This window comes from Polynucleobacter asymbioticus (assembly GCF_018687575.1).
Taxonomy (GTDB): Bacteria; Pseudomonadota; Gammaproteobacteria; order Burkholderiales; family Burkholderiaceae; genus Polynucleobacter; species Polynucleobacter asymbioticus_C.
The window spans coordinates 1,126,235-1,152,492 of sequence record NZ_CP061297.1; the positions used below are offsets into that span (position 1 = coordinate 1,126,235).

Annotated in this window: 32 protein-coding genes; 15 read left to right on the plus strand and 17 right to left on the minus strand. The window is 46.6% G+C overall.

The window, feature by feature from the left end:
- The first annotated feature begins 75 nt into the window (after positions 1 to 75).
- Positions 76 to 369, plus strand: coding sequence for a DUF1330 domain-containing protein (locus AOC19_RS05560; protein WP_215374577.1), 294 nt, complete (start codon positions 76 to 78; stop codon positions 367 to 369).
- A 56-nt stretch (positions 370 to 425) separates the two neighbouring features.
- Here AOC19_RS05560 and AOC19_RS05565 read toward each other — a convergent pair whose 3' ends face one another.
- A complete protein-coding gene (locus AOC19_RS05565) occupies positions 426 to 614 on the minus strand; it encodes a hypothetical protein (protein ID WP_173942993.1) in 189 nt (62 codons plus the stop codon).
- A gap of 353 nt (positions 615 to 967) precedes the next feature.
- On the opposite strand from AOC19_RS05565, the gene AOC19_RS05570 reads away from it, so the two are divergent.
- The 3 genes from AOC19_RS05570 to AOC19_RS05580 are packed head-to-tail and all read left to right on the plus strand — an operon-like array spanning position 968 to position 3,122.
- Positions 968 to 2,551 carry a rhodanese homology domain-containing protein gene (locus tag AOC19_RS05570; RefSeq protein ID WP_215378161.1) on the plus strand — a complete coding sequence of 528 codons (1,584 nt, stop codon included), beginning with the start codon at positions 968 to 970 and terminating at the stop codon, positions 2,549 to 2,551.
- A gap of 39 nt (positions 2,552 to 2,590) precedes the next feature.
- Positions 2,591 to 2,896: a hypothetical protein gene (locus tag AOC19_RS05575; protein WP_215374580.1), complete on the plus strand. Its 306-nt coding sequence runs from the start codon at positions 2,591 to 2,593 to the stop codon at positions 2,894 to 2,896.
- Entirely contained in the window at positions 2,886 to 3,122 is a 237-nt protein-coding gene (locus tag AOC19_RS05580; protein ID WP_215374583.1) for a TIGR02450 family Trp-rich protein, read from the plus strand. Before AOC19_RS05575 ends, AOC19_RS05580 begins: the two co-directional genes overlap by 11 nt.
- A gap of 53 nt (positions 3,123 to 3,175) precedes the next feature.
- On the opposite strand, the gene AOC19_RS05585 is transcribed toward AOC19_RS05580, so the two are convergent.
- Positions 3,176 to 3,700 (minus strand): phasin family protein, encoded by a 525-nt coding sequence (locus AOC19_RS05585; RefSeq protein ID WP_215374586.1) that lies wholly within the window; start codon positions 3,698 to 3,700, stop codon positions 3,176 to 3,178.
- 115 nt (positions 3,701 to 3,815) lie between these two features.
- Between AOC19_RS05585 and AOC19_RS05590 the strand changes: the two genes are divergently transcribed.
- A complete protein-coding gene (locus AOC19_RS05590; protein WP_215374589.1) occupies positions 3,816 to 4,205 on the plus strand; it encodes a group II truncated hemoglobin in 390 nt (129 codons plus the stop codon).
- A 23-nt stretch (positions 4,206 to 4,228) separates the two neighbouring features.
- On the opposite strand, the gene AOC19_RS05595 is transcribed toward AOC19_RS05590, so the two are convergent.
- Genes AOC19_RS05595 through AOC19_RS05605 form a run of 3 tightly spaced genes read right to left on the minus strand, consistent with a single transcriptional unit; the run spans position 4,229 to position 6,849 of the window.
- Complete coding sequence (locus tag AOC19_RS05595; protein ID WP_215374592.1) at positions 4,229 to 5,446, minus strand: NAD(P)/FAD-dependent oxidoreductase; 1,218 nt, start codon at positions 5,444 to 5,446, stop codon at positions 4,229 to 4,231.
- A 3-nt stretch (positions 5,447 to 5,449) separates the two neighbouring features.
- A complete protein-coding gene (locus tag AOC19_RS05600) occupies positions 5,450 to 5,965 on the minus strand; it encodes a hypothetical protein (protein ID WP_215374594.1) in 516 nt (171 codons plus the stop codon).
- A gap of 26 nt (positions 5,966 to 5,991) precedes the next feature.
- Positions 5,992 to 6,849 (minus strand): LOG family protein, encoded by an 858-nt coding sequence (locus tag AOC19_RS05605; protein ID WP_215374597.1) that lies wholly within the window; start codon positions 6,847 to 6,849, stop codon positions 5,992 to 5,994.
- A 194-nt stretch (positions 6,850 to 7,043) separates the two neighbouring features.
- Between AOC19_RS05605 and AOC19_RS05610 the strand changes: the two genes are divergently transcribed.
- Positions 7,044 to 7,256: a hypothetical protein gene (locus AOC19_RS05610; protein ID WP_215374599.1), complete on the plus strand. Its 213-nt coding sequence runs from the start codon at positions 7,044 to 7,046 to the stop codon at positions 7,254 to 7,256.
- A 62-nt stretch (positions 7,257 to 7,318) separates the two neighbouring features.
- On the opposite strand, the gene AOC19_RS05615 is transcribed toward AOC19_RS05610, so the two are convergent.
- Positions 7,319 to 8,734, minus strand: coding sequence for an MBL fold metallo-hydrolase RNA specificity domain-containing protein (locus AOC19_RS05615; protein WP_215374602.1), 1,416 nt, complete (start codon positions 8,732 to 8,734; stop codon positions 7,319 to 7,321).
- A 62-nt stretch (positions 8,735 to 8,796) separates the two neighbouring features.
- Here AOC19_RS05615 and AOC19_RS05620 point away from each other — a divergent pair, with 62 nt between their 5' ends.
- Both AOC19_RS05620 and AOC19_RS05625 read left to right on the plus strand, forming a co-directional pair.
- Positions 8,797 to 9,678, plus strand: coding sequence for an NAD(P)H-hydrate dehydratase (locus tag AOC19_RS05620; RefSeq protein ID WP_215374604.1), 882 nt, complete (start codon positions 8,797 to 8,799; stop codon positions 9,676 to 9,678).
- Positions 9,679 to 9,684: 6 nt separating this feature from the next.
- Positions 9,685 to 10,665, plus strand: a complete 981-nt coding sequence (locus tag AOC19_RS05625; RefSeq protein ID WP_215374606.1) for a DMT family transporter — start codon at positions 9,685 to 9,687, stop codon at positions 10,663 to 10,665.
- A gap of 23 nt (positions 10,666 to 10,688) precedes the next feature.
- Here AOC19_RS05625 and AOC19_RS05630 read toward each other — a convergent pair whose 3' ends face one another.
- The gene (locus AOC19_RS05630; RefSeq protein ID WP_215374608.1) at positions 10,689 to 10,973 is read right to left on the minus strand and encodes a protein tyrosine phosphatase; all 285 of its coding nucleotides are present in this window, start codon (positions 10,971 to 10,973) and stop codon (positions 10,689 to 10,691) included.
- 81 nt (positions 10,974 to 11,054) lie between these two features.
- On the opposite strand from AOC19_RS05630, the gene AOC19_RS05635 reads away from it, so the two are divergent.
- Complete coding sequence (locus tag AOC19_RS05635) at positions 11,055 to 11,705, plus strand: FABP family protein (RefSeq protein WP_215374621.1); 651 nt, start codon at positions 11,055 to 11,057, stop codon at positions 11,703 to 11,705.
- A gap of 31 nt (positions 11,706 to 11,736) precedes the next feature.
- Here the strand turns inward: AOC19_RS05635 and AOC19_RS05640 are convergent, their stop codons facing one another.
- Both AOC19_RS05640 and AOC19_RS05645 read right to left on the minus strand, forming a co-directional pair.
- Positions 11,737 to 12,885: an aminotransferase class V-fold PLP-dependent enzyme gene (locus tag AOC19_RS05640; RefSeq protein WP_215374624.1), complete on the minus strand. Its 1,149-nt coding sequence runs from the start codon at positions 12,883 to 12,885 to the stop codon at positions 11,737 to 11,739.
- Positions 12,886 to 12,990: 105 nt separating this feature from the next.
- Positions 12,991 to 13,899, minus strand: coding sequence for a DMT family transporter (locus AOC19_RS05645; protein WP_215374627.1), 909 nt, complete (start codon positions 13,897 to 13,899; stop codon positions 12,991 to 12,993).
- A gap of 145 nt (positions 13,900 to 14,044) precedes the next feature.
- On the opposite strand from AOC19_RS05645, the gene AOC19_RS05650 reads away from it, so the two are divergent.
- The 4 genes from AOC19_RS05650 to AOC19_RS05665 all read left to right on the plus strand — a co-directional run bounded on the left by AOC19_RS05650 (position 14,045) and on the right by AOC19_RS05665 (position 16,380).
- Positions 14,045 to 15,190, plus strand: a complete 1,146-nt coding sequence (locus tag AOC19_RS05650) for an alpha-hydroxy acid oxidase (protein WP_215374630.1) — start codon at positions 14,045 to 14,047, stop codon at positions 15,188 to 15,190.
- A gap of 67 nt (positions 15,191 to 15,257) precedes the next feature.
- The gene (locus AOC19_RS05655; protein ID WP_251367994.1) at positions 15,258 to 15,992 is read left to right on the plus strand and encodes a hypothetical protein; all 735 of its coding nucleotides are present in this window, start codon (positions 15,258 to 15,260) and stop codon (positions 15,990 to 15,992) included.
- Positions 15,989 to 16,180 carry a hypothetical protein gene (locus AOC19_RS05660; protein WP_215374633.1) on the plus strand — a complete coding sequence of 64 codons (192 nt, stop codon included), beginning with the start codon at positions 15,989 to 15,991 and terminating at the stop codon, positions 16,178 to 16,180. Before AOC19_RS05655 ends, AOC19_RS05660 begins: the two co-directional genes overlap by 4 nt.
- A gap of 23 nt (positions 16,181 to 16,203) precedes the next feature.
- Positions 16,204 to 16,380, plus strand: a complete 177-nt coding sequence (locus AOC19_RS05665) for a hypothetical protein (protein WP_215374635.1) — start codon at positions 16,204 to 16,206, stop codon at positions 16,378 to 16,380.
- 40 nt (positions 16,381 to 16,420) lie between these two features.
- Here the strand turns inward: AOC19_RS05665 and AOC19_RS05670 are convergent, their stop codons facing one another.
- Both AOC19_RS05670 and AOC19_RS05675 read right to left on the minus strand, forming a co-directional pair.
- A complete protein-coding gene (locus tag AOC19_RS05670; protein WP_215374638.1) occupies positions 16,421 to 17,521 on the minus strand; it encodes an alkene reductase in 1,101 nt (366 codons plus the stop codon).
- 68 nt (positions 17,522 to 17,589) lie between these two features.
- Complete coding sequence (locus AOC19_RS05675; RefSeq protein WP_215374640.1) at positions 17,590 to 18,537, minus strand: hydrogen peroxide-inducible genes activator; 948 nt, start codon at positions 18,535 to 18,537, stop codon at positions 17,590 to 17,592.
- A 182-nt stretch (positions 18,538 to 18,719) separates the two neighbouring features.
- Here AOC19_RS05675 and AOC19_RS05680 point away from each other — a divergent pair, with 182 nt between their 5' ends.
- Together AOC19_RS05680 and AOC19_RS05685 are read left to right on the plus strand one after the other, a co-directional pair.
- Complete coding sequence (locus AOC19_RS05680) at positions 18,720 to 18,887, plus strand: rubredoxin (RefSeq protein WP_215374643.1); 168 nt, start codon at positions 18,720 to 18,722, stop codon at positions 18,885 to 18,887.
- 48 nt (positions 18,888 to 18,935) lie between these two features.
- Positions 18,936 to 20,099 (plus strand): FAD-dependent oxidoreductase, encoded by a 1,164-nt coding sequence (locus AOC19_RS05685; RefSeq protein WP_215374645.1) that lies wholly within the window; start codon positions 18,936 to 18,938, stop codon positions 20,097 to 20,099.
- Between the two features lie 88 nt (positions 20,100 to 20,187).
- Here the strand turns inward: AOC19_RS05685 and AOC19_RS05690 are convergent, their stop codons facing one another.
- From AOC19_RS05690 to AOC19_RS05715, 6 genes are all read right to left on the minus strand, one after another.
- On the minus strand, positions 20,188 to 20,781 hold the full coding sequence (locus AOC19_RS05690) for a urate hydroxylase PuuD (RefSeq protein WP_215374648.1): 594 nt from the start codon (positions 20,779 to 20,781) through the stop codon (positions 20,188 to 20,190).
- 38 nt (positions 20,782 to 20,819) lie between these two features.
- A complete protein-coding gene (gene sodB, locus AOC19_RS05695; protein WP_215378167.1) occupies positions 20,820 to 21,398 on the minus strand; it encodes a superoxide dismutase in 579 nt (192 codons plus the stop codon).
- A gap of 129 nt (positions 21,399 to 21,527) precedes the next feature.
- Entirely contained in the window at positions 21,528 to 22,304 is a 777-nt protein-coding gene (locus tag AOC19_RS05700) for a 3-hydroxybutyrate dehydrogenase (RefSeq protein ID WP_215374650.1), read from the minus strand.
- Between the two features lie 129 nt (positions 22,305 to 22,433).
- A complete protein-coding gene (locus tag AOC19_RS05705; RefSeq protein WP_215374653.1) occupies positions 22,434 to 24,830 on the minus strand; it encodes a xanthine dehydrogenase family protein molybdopterin-binding subunit in 2,397 nt (798 codons plus the stop codon).
- 20 nt (positions 24,831 to 24,850) lie between these two features.
- Positions 24,851 to 25,360 (minus strand): (2Fe-2S)-binding protein, encoded by a 510-nt coding sequence (locus AOC19_RS05710; protein ID WP_215374655.1) that lies wholly within the window; start codon positions 25,358 to 25,360, stop codon positions 24,851 to 24,853.
- Between the two features lie 38 nt (positions 25,361 to 25,398).
- Positions 25,399 to 26,253 (minus strand): FAD binding domain-containing protein, encoded by an 855-nt coding sequence (locus AOC19_RS05715; protein WP_215374658.1) that lies wholly within the window; start codon positions 26,251 to 26,253, stop codon positions 25,399 to 25,401.
- Between the last annotated feature and the right edge of the window lie 5 nt (positions 26,254 to 26,258).

Consider the following 26,258-nt stretch of genomic DNA (forward strand, 5'->3'; position numbering starts at 1 on the left):
GTATGAGATAGTAAAGATCTAATATCTCACTATAGCTTGCTTATAAACTAGCTGGACAAATATCCGGGAGTCGGGATGACCATTAAAGTGATTGGCCTTATTCAGTTAAATAATCTTGAGGCATTTGAAGAGTACCGGTCTCAGGTCGGTGGTACCGTGGCTCTCTATCAAGGAAAGATTACATCCCGAGGCTCTTTCAATACCTTCCTTTGGAATGAATTAGAGTGCGGCTCTTTTAGTGCATTTGTGGAATTGGAGTTTCCAGATCTAGAGCACTCTCAGTCTTGGGCCAATAGCCCAGAGTATCAAAGCCTATTACCAATCCGCAACCAAGCCATGAAGCTCACTTTATTTTCCGTCAGCGTATAAAAATAAAGCCCGGCTCCTTTTGGGGGCCAGGCTGAATTGAATTCGGAGAAAGTTAATTACTTCTTAGCTTCCATTGCTTCTTTAGCTGCTGTAATTTCTTTACGACGCTCCTTACAGGCTCCAGCAATTTCTTGCAAAGCTTTACGAGCACGTGCAGCAGATGCCTTAACGCCTTTTTCAATAAACTTTTCGTTTTCCGCTTTATAAGTTTCAAAAGCAGCCAACAATGTATCGTGTTGTGACATCTCGTCTCCTATGTTTCTGATGAAAGTATGAGTACTAAGCTCAGAATTAGTATATCCCCATAAAAAGCAGAGGATTTCGAGGGTGCTATCAGGGATAACTCTTAGATCCAATAAATCCCCCAAAATAACAAAAACTACTAAAAACTAACGGAGACACCCATGAAAAATAGCAATTCCCCGCATTTAGAGCCCAATCAGCATTAGGCACGCCTCCAAAAAGGAGCTGCCGAGTATTCATAAGCCCTATTGGATGCCTTGTTTTACAGTCATTCGATGTCGCAATGCAGCGAGAGACCTGATTACTGCAGTGCAATGACATCCCTCATAACCACCCAAATCAATACAGAAAAATGATGCCTATTAAAAATCAAGATTACGCTTTTGTTCGCAATAAGCTTCTCAATAAAGAAGAAGTTGCGCTCTTGGATGTACGCGAAGAAGATCCTCATGCTCAAGAGCATCCTTTGTTTGCGGCCAACTTCCCACTATCCCGTATTGAAGTCGATGCATTTAGCAAGCTCCCCAGAAAAGATGTACCGATTGTGACTCTGGATGATGGCGAAGGTTATGCACAACTGGCAGCGCAGAGACTCTCTGAACTTGGCTACCTCGACGTTTCTGTTTTCGATGGTGGAGTGAAGGCATGGAAAGCTGCAGGCGGTGAAGTATTTAAAGATGTGAATGTACCTAGCAAATCTTTTGGTGAGTTTGTGGAATCCAAGAAACATACGCCCTCGCTATCCGCGCAAGAAGTAAAGAAGTTACTGGATGACAAAGAAGATGTTGTTGTAGTTGACGTGCGTCGTTTTGATGAATATCAAACCATGAGCATCCCTACCGGCATTAGCGTCCCTGGCGCTGAATTAGTCTTGCGTGTTCCCGAACTGGCACCCAATCCAAAAACCAAGATCATCGTCAACTGCGCAGGCAGAACACGCAGCATCCTGGGTACGCAGTCCTTAATCAATGCAGGGATTCCCAATGAGGTGAATGCATTGCGCAATGGCACCATTGGCTGGACCTTAGCTGGTCAAGAGCTTGATAAGGGCCAAAGTCGTAAATTTACAGAGGTGAGTGATAGCACTGCAAGTGAAGCTGCGCAACGCGCACGTAGCGTTGCCGATAAAGCAGGAGTAAAGCGGGTCACACTTGCAGAGATCGCACAGTGGAAACCCCAATCCGATCGAACTACTTATTTCTTTGATACAAGAACGCCCGAAGAATATGAGGCAGGTCACCTTCCTGGATTTCGCTCAACTCCAGGCGGTCAATTAGTTCAAGAAACAGAAATGGTTGCACCCGTTCGAGGAGCCCGCATTGTGTTAGCGGATCCAGGTGGTGTTAGAGCCAATATGCCTGCCTCATGGCTTGCGCAGATGGCATGGGATGTTTATGTGATTGATGGCATTAAAGCATCTGATCTGACAGAAAAAGGTCCATGGAAGCAAGGTCTACCTGCATCACCACAAATTCAAACAGTGGATGCCACTACGGCTTCAGTATGGTTGAAAGATGATAGCGACACGATTGCGATTGATCTGAGTACCCATGCAAATTATGTGAAAGGTCATATCCCCGGTAGCTGGTTTGCACTGCGTTCACAGTTCTCCGCTGCCATACAGAATCTGCCAACAGCAAGTCGTTATGTGCTGACGAGCACCACTGGTGAGCTAGCGGTATATGCTGCCAATGACATTCAAACGCTAACAAAGGCTAATGTATTTGTTTTATCTGGCGGCAATCAAGCGTGGATGGATGCAGGCCTCGAAATGGAAAAAGGACCCACCCATTTAGCCTCCCCTGCGATGGATCGCTATAAGCGTCCATATGAAGGCACCAGTGTCGATCCAGCTGCTATGCAAGCCTATCTAGACTGGGAGTTTGGACTAGTGGAGCAGCTTGGTAAGGATGGCACCCATCACTTCTGGGTACTGTAAATCTGAGTGGTGGTGCCCTGTTGGTGCCACCCTCTCTTTTTGATGGCATTGATGCTCAGAAAAATTACCCTGCTTGTTTTTGCCCTAGGACTTTCTGCCTGCGGGAGAGAAACCTATACCACTTGGTCATGCATTGACGGTGCTGGATCTAAATCAACGATGATTCTCAAAAAGGCGCAGATGCAATTTCAGGATCTGCAATATGCCTACTGTGGAAGCCTTGGTCCTCTGAGCTATTTTGATCTGAAGTGTTCCGGCCAGATTCAGGAGTCCAGCCAAATCTTTACACCCGGTTCAGGAAAACTGGTCAGCAACGGGAAAGAGTTGAAGTGCAATGCCCTCTAAAGAATATAACCCTCTAAACCCCAAAAAACTACTGCTGAGTAAGTGGACTGCGGTAAAGCCGACGCATAAGCGAAAGCATTTCTTGGTGAGTAAAGTCATTCTGCCAGAATTGCCAGAGACAGCAATTGAGTTCATTGAGCTAGAAGCAGTATTTGATCAGAGCACTCAGGTGATTCCCTGGCGTGAATTAAAAAATACTGAGATCTGGCTTCAGGGCTGGGTATAAAAAAGCCACCTATATTAGGTGGCTTCTTGGAGCTTATTTACAGTATTACGTGATTACTTAGACTTCGTCTTTGACTCCGACGATTTTCTGAGTTCTTCAATATTTTTCTCAGCGGCGTCTGCAACCTGGTTCACAATTTTTCGACCCTCTTTAAACATTTTTTGACCCGTTGTCGACATCTCATGAACCACTTTAGATAACTTATCAGCATGTCCTGGAATTTTGTCCTCGACATCTTCAAGCCAGCTTACTAAAGAGCTGCGGACTTTTTCTAAATGCTTTTCCGTTCCGTCAGCTGCATCATCTCCAATATCCTTGAGTACAGACTTCACCTTCTTCTGATAAACAGTCGCACGTTTTGCTGCTTCTTTGGCGGCAGACTCTTGAAGTTCTTTAAGTTTTGCAAGGTCATTTTTCGCGGCAGACTTTGCACTTTCCATAGCATTTTTCATCCCCCATTGAATCTCTTCAAGGTGGTGCGCGCTCAAATCTTTGGCAGCATCTAGTAATTTATGGGAATAAGCAAATAACTCCTTAGCCTTCTCTTGTTGCCATGCTTGAATATCTTTCTTATCCATTACATCCCTCCCTGGGTTAAATAAATGCACTGTTTAATGTAAAGCCTACCTTTCAACTCTATACCCAAATAAGAGACTTGCCAATTCCCTGCTGTATTGGCATTAAAATCAAGCCATGAGCGAAAGAAAAAACGCATACGAAATCATTGGTGGCGCAGCAAAAGTTGAGGAATTGGTTGACCGATTTTATGATTTGATGGTCCTAGAAGAGCCCTTTACAGAGTTGCGGGCAATGCATTCCCAGGACTTATCAGGGTCTCGCGAGAAGTTAAAGCTCTTTTTATCGGGGTGGCTTGGTGGTCCGGATATCTACTCTCCAAAGTATGGTCATCCCATGCTCCGTGCGCGACACCTACCCTTCAAAATTGGCCTAAAGGAGCGCAATCAATGGCTTGCCTGCATGTATCGCGCCATGGAAGACTGCGGCATTGATGGGGAGATTGGCGCGCAGCTAGAGGAGTCTTTTTTCAACACTGCTGACTGGATGAGAAACCAGCCAAACTAAAGTATTTAAGGGATTTTCAAGCTCTAGATGGATCGAGCGCAAGCAAAACCACTTGCCCAAGCCCACTGGAAATTATGTCCACCAAGATGTCCGGTCACATCGACGCATTCACCAATGAAATACAAACCAGGATGGTTTCGTGCCATCATGGTTTGACCATCAAGCTCTTTGGTGTCAACACCACCTAACATGACTTCAGCCTTCTTCCATCCCAAGGTGCCTGCTGGCTTTACCGACCAATTGGTAATCAGCTCTTTGAGGGCTTGACGGTCTTTTTTAGAAACCTCAGCCCATTTTTTACCCAAAAGATTTTTCTGTTCTGCAAATGCTTTGGCTAAGCGCAATGGCATGACCGAGGCCAAAATATTTTCCGTCAATTTAAGACGGTTATCTTCATGATTAAATAGCTCATCACAACTAAATTGACCATTGGCCTCAACCGCTCCCAACCAATCAATATGAATTGCCTCACCTTCAGCCCAGTAACTACTGGCCTGCAAGACCGCTGGACCGGAAAGGCCTTTATGGGTCAACAATAAATCTTCATTAAAACGGCAGGCGCCATAGCGATTGCCTTTTGCGCCAGATGCAATACGAACTGGCAAACTCAAGCCAGACAACTCAATCAAATTATCAAACTCACCAGAAGTAAATGACAGCGGCACTAATGCGGGGCGAGGATCGACCACCTTCAAGCCAAATTGCTTGGCGATATCCAATGAATAGGCTGTTGCGCCAATTGCGGGAACGGGTAAGCCGCCGGTTGCCATAACCAAAGAGCTTGAACGCTCAATACCAGCATTGGTTTTAATACTCCAGATACCTGACTCATGGGCGATCGACTCTACCCTCACCGGATGGCGAATATCAACATGACCCTTAGCGCACTCCGCGAGCAACATCTCAATAATTTGTTTGGCGGAATCATCGCAAAACAATTGCCCTTGATGTTTCTCATGATAGGCAATGCGATAAGACTGCACTAGCTTGACAAACTCTTTTGCGGGATAACGAGCCAAGGCACTTTTTACAAAGTGAGGATTCAGGGAAAGGAAGTTTGCTGGACTGCTATGTACATTAGTGAAGTTGCAGCGACCGCCACCACTAATCCGAATCTTTTCACACAAGATATCAGCGTGATCCAGCACTAAGACTTTTTTGCCCAATTGACCAGCAACGCCAGCACAAAAAAGCCCAGCCGCCCCGCCGCCAATAATGACGGCATCCCAGACTTTACTCATGATTTACTTAAAACGCTCAATTACTTCAACTGGAAGATTCAGTTTTTTCATATGTTGGCGGGTATAGGCTTGGCGGAAATTCTTGGTCATCGAGATCATGACGGAGGCCGTCCAAGCAAAAGCAAACATACCCGAGAAAGCAATGATGATGGCTAGCATTTTCCAGCCACCTGGAAGTAGATCGTCCATAAAACCCATAGCGGTATAGGTGCTGCCACTAAATAAAATACTCTCACCCAAATTTGGCAGAAGATTAAATGCTCGCAGCGCAATACCCCAAAGAATGATCTCAAAAATATGCGTTAGAAATAAACACAATACGCTGGCATAAAAGACGAAAGCCACTGAAGAATACTTATGCTCAGAGAGATAAAGAAATGACTTCACCTCATAGCGCTTTGCAATTTGCAGTAAAGCCAGCCCATGCACCAGCATCACAACAAGCAACATCGCAATACCAAATAAATAGGCTGGTAAATCCAGTTCGGAGCTCAGGGTTACTGTATTGGCGATAGTCATGGCGTTTGTGGCTTATTTTACCGTTCTCAGCCTAGCTGGTACCAGTCGCGAATGATTCCCCAAGCTTCCTCGGCAGTTTCGACAAAGTGAATTAATTCCATATCAGCCTGATCTATCACCCCATGTTCAAGCATCTGCTTGAAATTGATCACTTCCTGCCAAAATGACTTGCCGACCAAGATGATTGGAAAACGCTCCACCTTTTTGGTTTGCATTAAGGTCAACACCTCAAAGAGCTCATCAAAGGAGCCAAAGCCTCCTGGGTAGGCCACAATTGACCTTGCCCTGAGCATGAAGTGCATTTTGCGAATAGCAAAATAGTGAAAGCGGAAACTCAAACCCGGGGTCAGATAAGGATTGGGGTGCTGCTCTCTAGGAAGGCTGATATTAAAACCAATTGTTCTATCCCCCGCCTCAAAGGCGCCTCGATTAGCAGCCTCCATAATTCCCGGACCGCCGCCCGTAGCAATATGCAACTTATTGCGATCCTCAGATTGGGTGGCGTTATAAGCCGCAACAATTGCCCCAAATTCTCTGGCGGAATCGTAGTACTTGCAATGAAGTAATGCTTGTTTAGCCTCGGCTATCGCTTCCGGTGTTTTGGCATTCTTCTCCAGCTCATGAGCTGCCTCACAACTCACAAACCGAGTCGACCCAAATACGGTAATCGTGTGCTCAATGCCGTGCTCATGCAATAAGATTTCAGGCTTTAATAGCTCGAGCTGAAAGCGCAAACCTAAAGTTTCTCGGCGAGCTAAAAAAGCTTGATCATCAAATGCAAACCGATAGGAATCCTCAGAACTCTCTTCAGCCAACTGACTCTTTTGAAGGCTTAGAAAATCAGTGATAGTTTGGGAATTATTTACAGGGAGCTTACAACTCATATCACAACCTTTAAGAGAATCAACCTTCATTTTGAGTCAACTTAGCCAAGCGTTAGGGCCAGTCTAAGCCATATCAGAATCAGTATTACCCCCTAGAATATTGCATTAATTTGATATCTAGGGCTAATTCGGATTTACCATCAGCCATTCAGGCGTTAATATTGGGGAATATTAACCAAACCGAAGGAAAAGCAATGAGCAACCGTTCAATCATCATCATGGTACTAGTATTAATTTCTGCCACAGCCTATTTACTCATTAAAGGCGACGGTGACATTGATATGGGCGGCGAAAAGCATGGTGCTGAAGCACACCACATCGAAGAAGCTAAGAAAGATGCTGCTGCCGCTGCTCCTGCTGCACCAGCCGCTCCTGCTGCAGCTCCTGCAGCTGACGCTAAGAAATAATCTCTTATCGAGAATAAGAAGCCGCGGTTCGCCGCGGTTTTTTTACGTCCATTGATTAAGCCCTAGCAAGAATAGCTATGTAAACGCTCTGGAATAATGACATTTTTCCAGTCCAGCTCTTCGCGAATTGCTTGTGCCAATACGGCTGATGCCTCTGGCTCTCCATGAACCACAAATACCGACTGAGGGGCTGATTTAAAGCCTCGCAACCAATCCAATAGACCTGCCTGATCTGCATGAGCCGATAAGCCGCCAATAGTATGGATAGATGCACGCACCATAAGCTCTTCGCCGAAGAGGCGTACTTTGGATGCCTTATCTACTAGGCGACGACCTAAGCTGCCATAGGCCTGAAAGCCTGTAATGACAATGGCATTTTGTGCTCGAGGCAAATTATTCTGCAGATGATGAACGATACGACCGGCATCACACATGCCACTTGCAGAAATGATAATTGCCCCACCCTTAATCTTATTGAGTGCCTTCGACTCTTCTACGTCTGCAATAAATCGCAGGTCGACTGCACCTGGATTTTTCTTAAACCACTCAAAAGTAGACTGCGACTCTTGATCTAAATCAGCAAAGAAACGCTGGGTTAAATGGGTTGCTGCAGTGGCCATTGGGGAGTCCACCCAAATACTCAAATGGGGTAATAACTTTCGCCTCACCAAATCGATTAATAAAAACAGGATTTCTTGTGTACGGCCTACCGCGAATGCCGGGATGACAATATTTCCATGGGCATTGAGGGTACTGGTCACCACTTCAATTAATTCAGTCTCGGTATCAGCTAAGGTCTTATGCAGACGATCGCCATAGGTTGACTCAACTACGACGACATCGGCTTGAGAGATCGTGGTGGGATCAGGCATTAATAACTTACCCTTCATGCCAATATCACCCGAGAAAACGCAGCGCTTTTTCTTGGAGTGGTCTTCAGTGATATCCATCACTGCAATCGCAGATCCTAAAATATGTCCTGCATTTTGAAACTCGAGATCAATACCAGGATGCAACTCCAAACGTTCTCCATAAGGAAGTATTTCGCATTGCCCAAGAGCAAGTTCTGCCTCTTCCATCGAGTACAAGGCCACTGGCAGATCTCCGCGCCACTTACCTGCTTTTTGTCTACGCACTGCACGCTCTACATCGGATCGCTGGAGATGGGCACTATCGGGCAACATGATTTTCAGCAATTCAAATGTTGCATCTGTGCAATAGATCGGACCAGTAAATCCTTGAGCACACAGTCTGGGCAAAAGGCCGCTATGGTCAATATGGGCATGCGTGAGCACGACAAAATCAATGTCCTTTGCTGCAAACGGTAGCAACTCTACATTCTTTACCGTCGCCTCGCGCCCACCCTGGAACATACCAAAGTCGACCATAAACCTCACATCACGTCCGCCAATGCTAGCCACTACGGAATGCCTGGATCCAGTCACTTCCCCCGCTGCGCCAAGAAATTGTATTTTCATTGCTTAAGCATACTCCCGATAAAATCGATTGTTAAGCCACTCATTAGAGCGATACTACTCAAATGAATCCCCCAAACGAACTGAGATCACTCGAGCTCATTCCTCGTCTCAAGCGCGAGCCCTCAGAACACAAAGGTAATGCCGGTAAGGTTTTGCTTATTGGTGGTGCGCCTGGCATGGCTGGCGCCCTCATGCTCTCAGGCAGTGCAGCCCTTCACTTAGGGGCTGGCTGGACTATCTTAGAAATGCTGGATCCCACTTCCGCCCATGCAATACCAGAGCAAGCTGAACTCATGGTGCGCTTGGCCAGCTTTAATGCCCAAGAACAACTAGCAGATAGCGCACCCGATGTGATTGCAATTGGACCAGGCTTGGGTTTTTCTGCGCTAGCGAGAGATTGGCTCGTTGCAGCACTGAGATACCCTAAAATTCCACTAGTAATTGATGCGGATGCACTCAATTTAATCGCTGATACCTCTGCATTTTTAGATCTACTCAAGCAGCGCAATACAGCATCTCCAGGTATGACTGTGCTCACACCACATCCCGGAGAGGCAGCTAATCTTCTCAATACTTCTGCAGCGGCCATACAAGACAATCGCATGACTGCACTGTCCGACTTAGTTACGCTGACTGATTCCATTGTGATTCTGAAGGGTCAACATACCTTGATTGCTTCACCCCTTCACCAGGTAGTGCAATGCATGCAAGGCAACCCAGGCATGGCTGTCGGCGGAATGGGTGATGTCCTCACAGGTACTATCGCGGCAATCGCTGCCCAAGGCGTTCGCCATCAGATCAATCTATGGGAAGCCAGCTGCATTGGGGTTCAGCTCCATGCATCGGCAGCCGATAGCTTAGTGGCAAGGCAAATTGGCCCCATTGGGCTTACTCCAACTGAGGTCATCTTCGAGATGCGGAGTCTGCTCAATAAGCTGTTATAAAACAGCATGCAATCAGCTAGCGGAATTCTTCATCATCGTCGTTACATCTACGGCCTGTTAATGGCTGGCTTTGGCTCAGTACTCTTTTCCGGAAAAGCCATTCTGATCAAACTTGCTTTTGGCTACGGTGCAAATGCTGAGACCTTAATTGCCTTGAGAATGTTGATGGCCCTCCCCCTCTTCTGGGGAATTTATTGGTGGCAGTCGCGCAGACAGGCAATGAGCCGCCTTACTTGGCAAGATCAAATCAAGATATTTGTCTTAGGCTTTATGGGCTACTTCCTCTCCAGTTATCTCGACTTTCTGGGACTGCAATATATCTCCGTTGGGCTAGAGCGCATTGTGCTGTATCTCACACCAACGATCGTGCTGTTAATTTCCTATTTTGTATTGAATAAGTCGATTAGCCGGTTGCAATGGTATGCACTCATAGTGGGTTACCTGGGCGTCGTTGTCGTGTTCATTCAAGATGCCGGCTCAACTGGGTCAATGGCCATTGTGGGGATGCTGTTGATCTTTGCCAGCGCATGCTCCTATGCAATCTATATGATTGGATCCGGTGAAATGGTGAAGCGTGTAGGAAGCGTACGCTTAGTGGTTTATGCCAGCTCTGCATCAGCACTATTGAGTGTCATTCAAATTCTGATTTACGATCCTCTAGCGGTATTCACGCAAGTGGAGCAAATCTACTGGCTCAGCCTCCTCAATGCCAGTCTGTGCACAGTCATTCCGATGTTATTGATTGTGATTGCAATTAATCGGATTGGATCGCCACTCGTTGCTCAAGCCGGAATACTAGGCCCCGTCTCCACACTGTTTATGGGTTGGATCGTATTATCCGAACCGATTACTTGGATCCAGATTGGTGGGATGAGTTTAGTCATAGGGGCGATGTGGTTGCTAGTACGAAACGATGCACCTAGCAAGCAAAAGGGGCCGAACACCACAAAGCCCTTAGACCTTGAGGGATCTGGCCCCGTAAATTAACGGCGCAGTAAAGCGCTACGAATTTATTGTTGCGCAGCTGCAGGCTCTTGAGCTGCTTTAGCCTTCTTTTTAGATTTTTTCTTAGACTTCTTCTCGGCTTTTTTATCTTTCTTTGACTTTTTAGCAGTCTTCTTTGCCGCCTTTTCTGCTTGCGCAGCAGGTGTGGCCGGAGTCGCAGGGGCTGCCGCAGTAGCAGCTGCAGGCGCACCTACTGGAGCAGGATCAGCTGCCATCACGGTAAGAGGTGACAAACCGATTGAAGCAGAAATGAGCGTGGCTAAAGCCAGTTTTGCAAAGTGAGTTTTCATTTAAGACTCCAAAGGTTTCGTAGATGTTTTAATAATACTCAATAAACTGTCTGCAATACTCTATTTCACCAAGGCGTCCATATGAACTCTTTTCCTGCTGATATCTATACAGAGCCTCAGGGATACTCCGTTAACACTCTAGAAAACTTGGGTCCCCTCGCCCGCCTTGCCGGCATTTGGGAAGGTCAACGGGGTTTGGATATCAAACCCAAAGCAGAAGGTCCAAAAAAGCAGGTGTATACGGAGCGCATTGAGATGCAGCCAATTGATCCGCAAACCAATGGACCACAACTGTTTTATGGCTTGCGTTATCACCTGCATATCACCAAGCCAGATCAAGTCAAAACCTATCATGATCAGGTTGGTTACTGGCTTTGGGAGCCTGCAACTGGAGCAATTGTTCACACTCTCACTATTCCGCGAGGCATGATTACGATGGCAACAGGAAAGGCGTCTGCCAATGCAACCCAGTTTGAATGCGTTGCGAAGATTGATGATCCAACCGCCGGAATTTCTTCTAGCCCTTTTTTAGACTATGCCTTTAAGACAATTGAATACCGAATCATGGTGACGATCCTAGAGGACGGCACTTGGTCTTACGAGCAAGATACGGTCATGATGATCAAAGGTCAGACCGAACCTTTCCATCACCTTGATACCAATGTATTAACAAAGGTGAGTGACGCAACACCTAACCCACTTGCACTGGAGGCAATAAAAAAGCCGTCTTGAGACGGCCTTTTTAGTTGAGTGGCGCTGCTACTTAAGCTGGCTGCGCTTCAGTCTCAGTAATCTTTTCTAGCGCTGCTGCAAGATGACCAACTGTGCGGTCAACGTGAGCCAACTTCTCTAGACCAAATAAGCCGATACGGAAAGTACGGAAGTCTGGGCGCTCATCACACTGTAGCGGTACGCCAGCAGCAGTTTGCAAACCTAGAGCAATAAACTTCTTACCCGTCTGAATATCCGGATCCTTGGTATAGCTCACCACTACGCCAGGAGACTGAAAGCCTTTTGCTGAAACGGAGTGATAGCCGTTCGATACCAATAAGGCACGAACCTTGTCACCCAACTCTTGTTGCTTCGCCTTGAGTGCAGCAAAGCCGAGTGCCTGGGTTTCTTTCATCACATTGCGCAAAATTTTGAGTGCGTCGGTTGGCATGGTGGTGTGATACACATGACCACCCTTTTCATAAGCCTCCATAATTTGAAGCCACTTTTTGAGATCCATTGAGAAGCTGCTGCTCTGAGTAGATTCAATGCGCTCGCGCGCTCTATCACCCATGGCGATCAATGCGCAGCAAGGTGAACTACTCCAACCTTTTTGAGGCGCAGTGATCAATACATCCACATTGCAAGCCTTCATGTCCACCCACATTGCACCAGAAGCGATGCAGTCGAGCACAAATAAACCATTGACAGAGCGAACCGCCTCACCAACTGCCTTGAGGTAGTCGTCCGGCAAAATGATGCCGGCAGAAGTTTCTACGTGAGGTGCGAAAACAACTGCAGGCTTTTCTTTCTTAATAAAAGCCACCACCTCTTCAATTGGCGCTGGGGCAAAAACACCCTGTGTTGCATTCTCTAGCTGCTTACCCTTGATAACCGTAATGTCCTGAGTAATGTTGGCTAGATCAAAAATCTGGGTCCAGCGATAACTAAACCAGCCGTTACGCAAGACGAGGCACTTTTCATTATTTGCAAATTGGCGGGCAACTGCTTCCATACCAAAAGTTCCACTACCGGGAACAATGACTGCAGAGCTCGCGTTATAAGCATCCTTGAGAACGCCGGAAATATCCACCATGACTTTTTTAAACTCTTCAGACATGTGATTGAGCGAGCGATCGGTGTAAACAACCGAGAACTCTAATAGACCGTCTGGATCAACATTCGGGAGTAAGCCTGGCATAGTAATTTCCTAGTAAATCGTGTGATTAGCCCTAAATGATACTGATTTGGAGCTGTTTGGGTACTTAGCCTTAAAAAACAGGCTTTTTAGTCAAATAAAGGGGGATTAAGTGCTTTTCTGCGTTGCAGAAGAAACCAGAATGCCAAACACAATGAGGGCAAAAGCAAGACCATGAAATAGCTGGGGTGGATCCCCCAAGATGGCGGCCGAGAGTAGCGCCGTGAATAAGGGAATCAGGTTGGCAAAGAATCCCGCTACTGTCGGTCCCGCACCATTGACCCCTAAACCCCAGCAACGATAGGCAATCAAAGATGGACCAATTGCGACGAAGACAATCAATGACCCAGTCCAGTAGTTCAAGTCAATAAAAGCATGTCCCGCTGCAATCTCCGCACCTTCGAACAACATCGTCCACATGAAACCGATAAACACTTGTGCCATTAAGAACTCAGCCCAGGGCCACTGCCGCTCGTTACTCTTGCCAGGACGACTAATCATCCAGCTATAAAAAGCCCACAGAATTGTGGCCAACATGATGAGCAAGTCACCCATTACCACTTCCATGCTTAAGAGGCTTGCAGGATCACCACGGGTTAAGACCACAGTGACACCCACCAGAGAGACTACTGCCCCCAGGAGTTGCAATAGTGTTGGCCTAACCTGATAAAAGACGGCGCCGATAAAGAGCATCCAAATGGGCATACTGGCACCAATTAGAGTCACGTTAATCGCTGTCGAGGTTTGCAAGGCAAGGTAGAGAAGCGCGTTATAGCTACCAACTCCCAACAGCCCCAAAACCAAGAAACGGCCCTTGTTTTGCCAAAGCGCACTGCTCGGTTTAAAAATTTGCCAGCCAAAAGGAAGCAATAAGAAGGCCGCCAAACCCCAGCGAACTGCACTTAAGGTGATGGGTGAAATACTGCCGACCAGCGCCCTTCCAGCTATTGCATTACCTGCCCACAAGGCAGTCGCAAGCAACAAATAAAACACGGTAGACAAAGGGATTTGAGGCATTCAGGAAAATTCAGGCTAGAAATGGGTGTTTTAAGCCCTAAGAAGGACTTTGCCTAGGCATTGTAGAAACAAATGCTGGGTATTGCTAAGATAGAGCTTAAATTAGCGTCAGATACTGACATTGGCAATATGCAAAGGGGTTTTAGTGGCAATCATCACCAATATTGAAGATTTACGAGTTCTGCATCAAAAACGCACCCCGAAGATGTTCTATGACTATGCCGACTCTGGCTCATGGACTGAATCTACTTACCGAGCTAATGAATCCGATTTTCAGAAGATCAAATTACGCCAACGTGTTGCGGTAGATATGACCAATCGCACCACCAAAACAACCATGGTGGGTCAAGAGGTCGCAATGCCAGTAGCGCTTGCACCTACTGGATTAACCGGCATGCAACATGCTGACGGTGAAATTCTGGCTGCCCGTGCCGCAGAAAAATTTGGCGTTCCTTTCTGCCTATCCACGATGAGTATTTGCTCGATTGAAGATGTGGCGGAGCACACTACTAAACCGTTTTGGTTTCAACTCTATGTCATGAAAGATCGTGGCTTTATTGAGCGTCTGATTGAGCGCGCCAAAGCAGCGAAGTGTTCCGCCCTAGTATTAACTTTGGATTTACAAATCCTAGGTCAACGTCATAAAGATTTAAAGAATGGCTTGTCTGCCCCTCCAAAGCTGACGATCGCCAACATGATCAATATGATGACTAAGCCACGCTGGTGCATGGGCATGGCGATGACTCCGCGCAGAACCTTTCGCAATATTGTTGGCCATGCCACTGGTGTTGGCAATATGTCTTCCCTCTCCTCTTGGACTGCTGAGCAGTTTGATCCAGGCCTTAGCTGGGATGATGTGGAGTGGATTAAAAAACTGTGGGGCGGCAAGCTCATCATCAAAGGCATCTTAGATGAAGAGGATGCACGCCATGCCGCTAACACTGGTGCAGATGCTTTGATTGTTTCAAACCATGGCGGTCGTCAATTAGATGGCGCTATTTCCAGCATCAAGGCATTGCCTGGCATCGTGAATGCCGTTGGTAAAGATATTGAAGTTTGGATGGATGGCGGCATTCGGTCCGGCCAGGATGTTTTGAAGGCCTGGGCATTGGGTGCACGTGGCACGATGATTGGTCGACCTTTCCTCTATGGCTTGGGCGCCATGGGCGAAGCTGGTGTTACCAAATGCTTAGACATTATTCATAATGAATTGGATATCACGATGGCGTTTACAGGTCACCGTGACATTCAAAATGTGACTAAAGATATTTTATATCCAGGAACTTTTTAAAATTCCACACTTAGCCAATTACCCTGTACTAGTTTTTGTCATTTCCGCTGTAGTCCTCTCGGGCTCAGTGTGGTTTGGCAATGCGGTACTGAGTGCATTCCGCACCAAAGATACTGAGACCTCGGCAGACCTGGGCATTATTCAGACTGCAACACTGACCTTGCTGGGTTTGATTATTGGCTTTACCTTCTCTATGGCCATGGCTCGATACGACTTGAGACAGACTTATGAAGAGGCCGAAGCAAATGCAATTGGGACTGAATTCCTGAGGGCAGATCTTTTGCCTAGCAAAACTGCCGAGAGCATCAAAGGCTTACTCAACGAATATGTAGATCAGCGGATCTTGTTTTACTCTAAGCAAGATAGAGAGACTGCCAAACAAATTACCCAGCGCACTCTTGCACTTGAAAATGCGATGTGGAATGAATTGCTTCCTATTGCTCGCACACAATCAACACCCACGATTGCGCTGGTGATTTCCGGCATGAATGATGTGATTAACTCCCATGGCTATACTCAGGCAGCTTGGTGGAATCGTATCCCCACTGCTGCCTGGTGGCTCATGGCTGCAGTTGCTGTATGCGCAAATGTATTAGTTGGTTTTGGCGCGCGAAACTTTCAGCGCAACGTGGGACTATTTATGATTTTTCCCATCATGATTTCAATCGCATTCTTTTTGATTGCCGATATTGATAGTCCTCGTGGTGGCGTTATTCGTATTGATCCACGAAATTTGATTGATTTAAAACACAATATGAACTCCGCACAGGGCTCCGTCTCTACTATAGGTGTTAAAAAATGAAGCGTGTAGTAGATGTCTATAAAGATAGAGGTCGTGAACTCGTATGGACTTATGTCATTCACCTTGGCAATTTGGAGTTTCATCCAGCTCAGATTGATTTTGAACAAGAGGCTCTCAGACTGTCTCAGATTGACAAACGTGGCGCCCCGAATGAGTTGAGCGCTAGAGCTAGACTCACCATTAGATAATTTTTTTACTTCAGTTCAGATCTATGAAACCTTTAAGCAAAAAAGCCAAGATGGCAGTTGGATGGACCATCTTAATGACCGTCATTGGCACAGCCATGCTCCATCAATGGGAATTCTTTGCAATGGGTTGCGCATCTATTGCTATGCTGATCCTAGCCAACCAATATGGACTCTTAAAAGATCCTGACGATAAAAAATAAGGCCCCCATCTCTCGATAGAGGCCTTGATCGATCTTTAGATTACAGCGTTGGGTAGTCTGTATACCCTACTTCTGCCCCACCGTAAAACGTTGCACGGTTATAAGCATTGAGTGCTGCGCCCTGCTTAAAGCGTTCGGCTAAATCTGGGTTAGCGATATACAAACGTCCATAAGCGACTGCATCGGCTAGGCCGGCCTCAAGCACAGCTTCTCCCATCGCTTGATCATATCCACCGGCACTAATAAATTGACCTTGATATGCAGCCCGGAAAATCTCCGAGGTAATTGGGGCATCTCCATCAATCTGATCATTGCCACCCGCAGTCGTTGAGCGTGGCTCAATCATGTGAACATAGGACAGCTTGTAGCCGTTGAGCTTTTGAATCACCGCAGTGAACAAAGCAACCGGATCGCTATCAGCCATGTCATTAAAGCTGCCATATGGTGATAAGCGAACACCGATGCGATCGCTTGGATAGACCTTCGAAACTGACTCAACTACCTCGCCCAATAAGCGAATACGGTTTTCAATTGAACCACCGTAGTCATCAGTGCGTTGATTGGTCTTGTCTTGCAAGAACTGATCTAGCAGGTAACCGTTAGCTGAGTGGATTTCTACACCATCAAAGCCGGCTGCTTTTGCATTAACAGCGGCTAATTCAAAATCTTTGAGCAGCCCAGCAATATCTGCAGTTGTCATTGCCTTTGGAGTTTCGTAATCATGCAACTTCCAATCGGCACCGTAAGTTTGACCAGCAGGTGCAATCGCAGACGGTGCTTCTGGCAAGCCTTGCTCAGGATGCAAGGAGGAGTGAGAGATGCGGCCTACATGCCATAGCTGAGCTACCATCTTGCCACCTTTGGCATGCACTGCACTCACAATCTCTTTCCAAGCAGCAGTTTGCTCAGCAGAATAGATTCCAGGAGTTGCTGGGTAGCCTTTTCCAAGCGGAGAAATCTGTGTGGCCTCACTAATGATGAGACCAGCACTCGCTCTTTGCTCGTAATATGTTTTTGCCAAAGGACTTGGCACATCCCCTTCAATAGCACGCATTCTAGTGAGCGGTGCCATCACAAGACGGTTCTTGAGCTCAATTGAGCCAAGCTTAACGGGGGTAAACATGATTTCTTTTCCGGACATGAGACTCTTTCTTTTTTACTGATATAAATTATTGAATGCCGACTGTAGCAAGAATGCTCAATTCTTGCTTACTCCTTACGCAAACCCTTGACGGCGCCACGTGCAGTCTTTGCACCTCTCTTAAAACGAGCCTGTATGCAATCGGAGAAAGCCTGAAACTCGTCTAGGTGAGCAGTAGAAGAGCGAGCTACTAAAGCAATCACCCGCTTTGGTGCAGGAGGTGCAAGTGGACGTGCCTCTAAGCTGGTGCCATTTAACAAGCCGCCCCTAACAGCCATCTCCGGAAGCAATGCAATTCCCATTCCAGAGTCCACCATCTGGAGAAGAGTAAGTAAACTCGTAGCCTCCATTCCATCTGCATTACGAATATCTGAGCGCTTACAGGCTTGCAGTGTGTGTTCACGCAAGCAGTGCCCTTCCTCTAAAAGCAATAATCTCTCCGCCATTTTTGCAGGTAGGTGAATCTCTTTTCCTTTAAGGGCGGGATCATCCTCTGGAGCAACCAACCAAAACTCATCATCAAATAACTCTTTGACCAATAAGCCTGAGGTTTCATAGGGCAAAGCAATCAGAATGAAATCCAATTGATGCTCAGCTAATCTAGTTAATAGATTAGCCGTCAGGTCTTCTCTCAAAGCAATTTTTAGACTTGGGAAACGCGTCCGAATATCAGGCAGGACATTTGGTAACAAGAATGGTGCAATCGTTGGAATCACACCTAAGCGAATAGTTCCAGCCATTGGCTTTCCAACGGCATCGGCGTATTCCACAAGATCTTCAGAGGATGCCAAGATTGCCTTTGCCCTCTCCAAAATTTCCAAGCCAATGGGGGTGATCGCTACGTTTTGGCGGTCCCGCTCGACTAGGCGCACTCCGAGCCCATCTTCAAGCTCTTTAAGGCCCGCACTCAAGGTGGATTGACCTACAAAGCAGACCTCAGCCGCACGAGTGAAATTAAGTTCTTGAGCAATAGCTACAAAATAACGAAGTTGACGTAATGAAGGGAGGGCAGCCATGATTTGCAAAAGCTCCTATAATCAATTTATTAGATAAATAATATCATTGTTATTTGCTGTACAGATAATCTGTCGCCCAGCAATGAATACCATCCAAAGCCTAGAGTCTGCTCTTGCAGGCGCCTTTCAGAAATAAAACGAAATTAAATTTAAACTGATCCAATTATCTTTAAGGAAACATCATGAATTCTTGGCAATGTATCGTATGCGGCTTCATCTATGACGAAGCAAAGGGCTTACCGGAGGATGGCATTCCTGCCGGCACTGCCTGGGCTGACGTCCCTGAAGACTGGGAATGCCCAGACTGTGGTGTAGCTAAATCCGATTTTGAAATGGTTCAAATTTCTTAATTTAAGCGATACACCAATCATTCAACTGCATTATTAGGGAGTCCTGCTTTGGATCATCAGAATCAAGCATCAGAAATTGTCATCATTGGTAGCGGCTTAGCTGGATACACCGTCATTCGCGAACTTCGCAAACTCGATAAGACCGTCCCGGTGACGCTAGTAACCCGTGAGCCAGGCTATTTCTATTCAAAGCCTATGCTCTCTACTGCCTTAGCAAGCAACAAGTCTGCAGAGCAACTGGTTTCCACCAATGCTGAAGGCATGGCCACGCAACTAGAGATGACTATTCTGGGTGATGTTGATGTCACCGCAATAGATACTGTTGCCCAAACCATTACTACATCCAAAGGAAGTATTTCTTATGGAAAGTTAGTTCTAGGATTGGGTGCAGATCAAATTCGCCTGCCTTTGCAGGGCAATGCCGCAAATGAGGTCATCACGGTCAATGACTTAGAAGAATATGCGCAGTTTCGTAAAACAATTACAGGCAAAAAACGGGTTGCCATCCTAGGAGCCGGCCTGATTGGATGCGAGTTTGCCAATGATTTGGTTTTGGGATCCCATGAAGTGGATGTGATTGACTTAGCACCGCAAGCTTTAGGTCGTCTCCTCCCAGAAGCTGCAGCACAAGCACTTCAAGCCAAGCTTAGTGAGGTAGGCGTACGCTGGCACTTTGGAACTACCGTACAGTCCGTTGATCGTAACGGTGACTCCCTATCAATCACTCTAGCCAATGGCTCAGTGATTACTAGTGATGTATTTCTGTCGGCTGTTGGCCTCAAGCCTCGCATGGACTTAGCCAAAGCCGCTGGAATTGCAACTGGCTCAGGCATCACCGTCAATCGTCAGTTAGAGACTAGCGCCAAAAATGTATACGCCATTGGAGACTGTGCCGAGGTTGAAGGCTTAGTTCTCCCTTATGTCATGCCAATCATGCAGGCAGCGCGTGCGTTAGCTCCAAACCTCCTCGGACAGCCAGCCACTCTTACCTACCCAGCCATGCCAGTGATGGTGAAGACGCCCGCATTACCAACCATCGTTTCACCACCAGCCAAAGGTGCGAAAGGCGAGTGGAAAATCAATTTAGTAGAAGGTGGATTAGAGGCACGCTTTGAATCTGGCGAGGGCAAACTACTAGGCTTCGCGCTTCTCGGTGCAGCAACAGCTCAACGTGGCGCACTCACCAAAGAACTGCCTCCGATACTGCCATAACTGCTTATTCTGACTTCAGATTTCCAGTAGATATTGAATAAGAAAAGGCCCGCAATTGCGGGCCTTTTTAATCATACAAGCAGCTTCATTATGTAACGATCACAAACCATGTTGAGTTGTGTGATTGCGCCACCATCAAAAACAGCATTGGCACAGAAAGCATGGTGTTGAAGCGTGAAGTCAGCATTGCAACGCGTGCAGACTTTGCTTTTATATCCGGCTCAACCGCAACAATACCTAAGGCACGTTTTTGATTTGGCCAAATAATGAACCAAACGTTAAAGGCCATCACTAAAGCAATCCACATACCCAGACCAATTGCGCGGAATGGAGCTTGCAAAGTAAATGCTTGATGTGCATAACCATTCAACACAGCCAAAATTAAACCGCTAACTACCGTAAATAAGGCTGCCCAACGGAACCAAAACAATGCAGTTGGAGCAATGACTTTTCCAATCGCAGGTTTTTGCTCATCTGGGATCTTAGGCATCGAAGGAATCTGCACAAAATTGAAATACCAAAGCAAACCAATCCACATCACGCCAACCATCACGTGAATCCAACGGAATAAGAATGGCAGTTCAATAGAGCTGAGGTTTGCACCCAAAGCTAAAACAATTAAAACGAGAAGCACAAAACCAGCTAAAACTGTGCGCCCTAATGAGGTAAAGATAGATGACATAAAAGCTCTCTTGGTGAAAATGTAGGTATCAGCAGGTTTTAAGCAAAATTCTTGCTAGCAAAATCCCAGTTCACTACATTCCAGAAATTCTCTACGTACTTTGGACGAGCATTACGAGTATCGATGTAATAAGCATGCTCCCAAACGTCGCAAGTCATCAAAGGCTTGGCATCCGTTGTTAAAGGTGTAGCCGCATTGCTTGTAGAAACCAAATCAAGGGAGCCATCGGCCTTCTTCACTAACCATGCCCAGCCTGAACCAAATGTGCCAACTGCACATTTTGTGAACTCTTCTTTGAATTTATCGAAAGAGCCCCACTTAGCATTGATTGCATCAGCCAAGGGACCGGTTGGTGCACCACCGCCGTTTGGCTTCATGCTATTCCAATAGAAAGTATGGTTCCATACTTGGGCTGCGTTATTGAAAACACCGCCAGATGATTTTTTAATGATGTCTTCTAAAGAAGCATTTTCAAACTCGGTGCCTTTAACCAAGTTATTCAAATTGGTTACATAGGTTTGATGATGTTTGCCATAGTGAAACTCTAGAGTTTCTTTTGAGATGAATGGTGAAAGCGCATCTAATGCGTAAGGTAGTTGAGGTAATGTATGTTCCATCATTTTTTCCTTGTAAGACGTATTAATCGGTAGCTATAGCAGCCATATTCGCCCTAACTATAGACGATTCTGGCAATTTTGTTTGGGTAGGGAAAAATGGGGGCTGGCATGCAATCCCCCCTTATTAGATTACTGGGCAGTCCAGCCGCCATCCATATTCCAGGCCACTCCGCGCACCTCAGAGGCATCGGGTCCGCAGAGGAAAACAGCTAATGCGGCTAATTGCTCAGGAGCGACAAATTCGCCCGAAGGTTGCTTCTCGGAAACCAAGGCTTTTTTGGCTTCTTCATTTGAAATCCCATCGCGTTCTGCGCGCGCATCCACCTGCTTTTGCACCAAGGGGGTAAGGACCCAGCCCGGGCAAATTGCATTGCAGGTAATACCGGTCTTGGCATTCTCAAGCGCGGTTACTTTAGTCAAGCCTACGATGCCATGCTTTGCCGCCACGTAAGCCGACTTTTGAATAGAACCAACCAAACCATGAACCGATGCGATATTGATAATACGACCCCAATTACGCTGCTTCATTCCAGGCAAGGCGTGGTGAGAAGTGTAGAAAGCCGAACTTAAGTTAATTGCGATGATCGATTCCCATTTATCTGCTGGAAAGTCTTCAATATTGGCTGTGTACTGAATACCGGCGTTATTAACCAAAATGTCGAGGGAGCCAAATCGCTTTTCAGTTTGCTTGATGAGATCTTCAATCTCAGCAGGCTTACTCATATCAGCACCGTGGTAATCAACCTCAACACCACAGGCCTTAATGGCAGCAATAGCTGCATCCTTGTCACCAAAACCGTTCACCATAATATTGGCGCCCTGCTTTGCCAGGCCAATTGCCATTGCCAAGCCAATGCCACTAGTAGAGCCAGTAACCAGAGCGGTTTTACCTTTTAAATGAGACATGTTCTTATTCGCTATATCAAGTTAATCGCAGACCCCCTCTTGGGGGTCTGCGGATGTTCAAAGCTTGATGTTACAGGATGCAGCAGCCCATTTAATATGGGGAATGCACTAATTCAGATGAGCCCTTAATTAGACCTTGCCAAGCGCTTTCAGAATCTTTTCACAGGTAATAGGCTGATCGAATACTGCAGTATTAAAAGGCGCTAAGGCATCGTTAATTGCATTCTGAACCGCTCCGGGAGCACCAGCAGTACCAGCCTCGCCAGCACCTTTTGCCCCCAACTTAGATGACTGGGTTGGAGTCTCAACGTGAGCGACTTCAATATCTGGCATTTCGTTAGCCATAGGGACCAAATAATCAGCCATACTGCCATTGCGAAGCAAGCCACTATCGTCATAGAGACACTCTTCGAAAAGGACGCCACCAATACCCTGAACAATGGCTCCGCGCACTTGCTCATCCACCAACATGGGATTAAGCACACGGCCACAATCCTCGACTGCCCAATGCTTTAAGAGCTTTACAAATCCAGTGTCAGGATCCACCTCAACATATGAAGCCTGAACACCATTGGTAAAGATAAATGGATATTCTTTTTGAGTGTAATGGCGTGTAACCATCAAATCAGCAGAGAATCCAACCGGCAAAGTATCAGTGCGGAAATAACCAATGCGACCAATCTCGCTAAATGGTAGCAATTGTTCCCCGCTGGCCTTGTCCAAAACATGGCCACGTCGCACTGATAACTCCTCTACCGGCCTATTTAAGATTGCGCCGGCAAGTTTTAAGATATTCTCTTGGAGCGCCTGACATGCCAATAACACTGCTTCACCACCAACTCCAGCACCACGAGAGGCCCACGTACCCCCGCCATAAGGGGTGACATCCGTATCGCCAGTAATGATGCGAACATCTTTTATAGAGAGTCCAACAGCATCGGCAGCAATTTGTGCATAGATACCTTCAGTACCCTGACCTTGCTCGCCAACACCAATCAATATTGAAACCACGCCACTAGGATCAAGTCGCGCAGAGGCGCCATCCTGAGATGCAATACGAGCACCACCTACACCATAGAAGGCTGGACTTGGATTGGTTAACTCAATTAATGTGGCAAAACCAATTCCACGATAGATGCCCTTTTTTCGCAACTCGGCTTGCTCCTTGCGCAAAGCAGAGTAGTTCATCATCTTTTCAATCGTTCGCAAGCATTGCTCATGCGACAACACTTCTAGCTTAATTCCCGAAATGCCAGAGCAAGGATACGCATCATCAGGAATCACGTTACGCTTACGGAACTCCAAAGGGTCCATCTTTAACTTTTGCGCAGCTAAATCCACCAAACCCTCAGTCACAGCGCAGGCAATCGGATGCCCCACTCCACGATATTGGCAGGTAGGCGTTTTATTCTGAAAAACTACATTGAGCTTGGCTCTGTAATTTTGATGCTTGTATGGACCACCAACCAAGTTAACCACTTGATTACCCTCAATAGCACTGGTTCTAGGAAACATAGAATAGGGGCCAATAGCAGTAAGGTCATCAATCTCAAAGGCCAAGATGTCGCCATCTTTATTGGCCGCAATTCGTCCCTTAATTCGATGCTCGCGGGCATGAATGTCGCTTGTAAACGATTCGAGTCGATCTGCAACAAATTTGACCGGACGCTCTAACATCATCGCCAAACCCACCGTTGCAAAATCATCTGGATATGCGTGAACCTTAATGCCAAAAGATCCACCCACGTCTTTACAAATAACATGGACATCAGACTCAGAAAGACCAAACTGGCGGCAATATAAGTCTTGCATCATGTGTGGCGCTTGCTGGGAGTGATAAACCGTCAGACGGCGATCGCCAGGGTTATAGTCTGCAATTTGGCAACGAGGCTCAAGGGTCACGCCAGTGTGGCGACCAAAGCCAAAAGTAGCCTCTGCAACTACATCGGCCGTTGCAAAAACCTCATCAACCTGACCAACATCCAAGCTACGAGTAAAGCAGAGGTTGTCACCAAGCTCTGGATGAATGACTGGCGTCTCTGGATCCAATGCTGTTTCCATAGAAACTACTGCAGGCAACTCCTCCCACTCAACATCAATTAATTGCAAAGCATCCTCTGCCTGAGCACGAGTTTCAGCAACAACAGCAACGACCGGCTCACCTTGCCAGCAAGCCCTATCAATTGCTAATGCATATTGAGGGGCAGACTTCATGCCAGCTAGATGACCTAAAGTAGCAACCCATGGCTTGCACAGCTCTGCCATCTTGACACCATCCACTATGGCAAGTACACCAGGCATCTTGCTTGCTTGCTCTGTATGAATTTTTCCAATCTTCATATGAGCTACTGGGGAACGCCAATACACCACATGCCCCATTCTGGGCAATTGAATGTCGTCTACATAGGTACCTTGACCCTCGATGAGTCGACGCGCCTTATGCCTGGGCTCACTATTACCTATGTAGCGTTGATCATTTGTTACCGGATCAAGCACCAATCCTTTGAGGTCTGCTGGCTTATTCATAATCAGTTTTTCCAGTCTACTTAAGCGAGAGCAACAACGGGTTTGATTTTTTCGCCTTTGGCGCGAGCTTCAAGCACGGCCATGATGGCGTCTACGATAGAGTGATAGCCAGTGCAACGGCAGTAATTGCCAGAGATCCATTCACGCACTTCTTCACGCGTAGCATTTGGCTGTTTTTCAATCAACTCCGCAGCGGCAAGCAACATTCCGGAGGAACAGAATCCGCATTGCATCGCGTTGTGACGCATAAAGGCTTCTTGCAAGTCCCCTAATGCACCAATTTTCGTGAGGCCCTCAATCGTCTCGACAACACATCCATCAGCTTGCACGGCTAAGTACAAGCAACCACGAATGATTTGCCCGTTAACCTTGACAGTACATGCACCGCATGCACCCTGCTCACAGCCAAGGTGAGGGCCCTTTAAGTGAAGATCTTCACGCAAAAAATCCACCAAATGTCGACGCGGCTCAATCTCAGCATTGACCACTGAACCATTAACAGTCAACGTAATTTTTTTCTTTAAGCTCATTTCAATCTCCGAACTTGATTTATTTTTCTGATAATTAGTTAAGCAATTAAATGCTTTAAGCCGCGCTCTAATAAAACACCAATTAAATGTTGTTTAGTTTCTGCACTGTTAGTGATATCTGCAATCGCCTCAATCTCGCCCCTAGCGGCGGCAACTGCGCTAGCAATCAAATCATCGTTTAGAGACTTACCCTCAACCAAGGCTTGAGCTTTTGTCGCCATTACCGGCGTAGCACCAACAGAGAAGAAAGTGAAAGTGCACTCGCTTAGAACATTGCCGGCTTTATTTGCAACTAAAGCAAGGCCAGCAACAGCATAGTCTCCATGGCGACGAGCTAACTCATGAAAATAAAAAACTTGATCACTGCTTGCAATTGGCATTTCAGTTGCCACAAGAATTTCATTGGGCTCTAGGGATGTGGTGTACAGATCAATGAAAAAGTCTTGCGCTGAAATGCGACGCTCACCATTAGGGCCGGCAATCAACATCGTTGCATTGAGTGCCAAACTACAGGCAGGCCATTCAGCCGCAGGATCACCGTAAGCCAATGAGCCGCCCCAAGTTCCGAGATTTCGGATGGCTCTATGTGCGATGTGCGGCACAGCAGCCTTGAGTAGCGGCGCATGTTGCGCAATCAATTTTGAGTCTTCAATTTCGGTGTGAGTGACTAAGGCTCCAATGCGCAATTGGTTGCCGATTACAGAAATCCCTTTGAGCTCATCGAGATTGGTAATGTCAATGAGAATGCTAGGCTCTGAGAGGCGGAGGTTGAGCGTAGCCAAAAGCGTCTGACCTCCAGCAATTAAACGAGCATCTTCACCCGCTTCAGCCAGCAATGCTATGGCCGCACTAAGCATCTTCGGTTTTGCATAATCAAATGCTGCTGCTTTCATTAAAT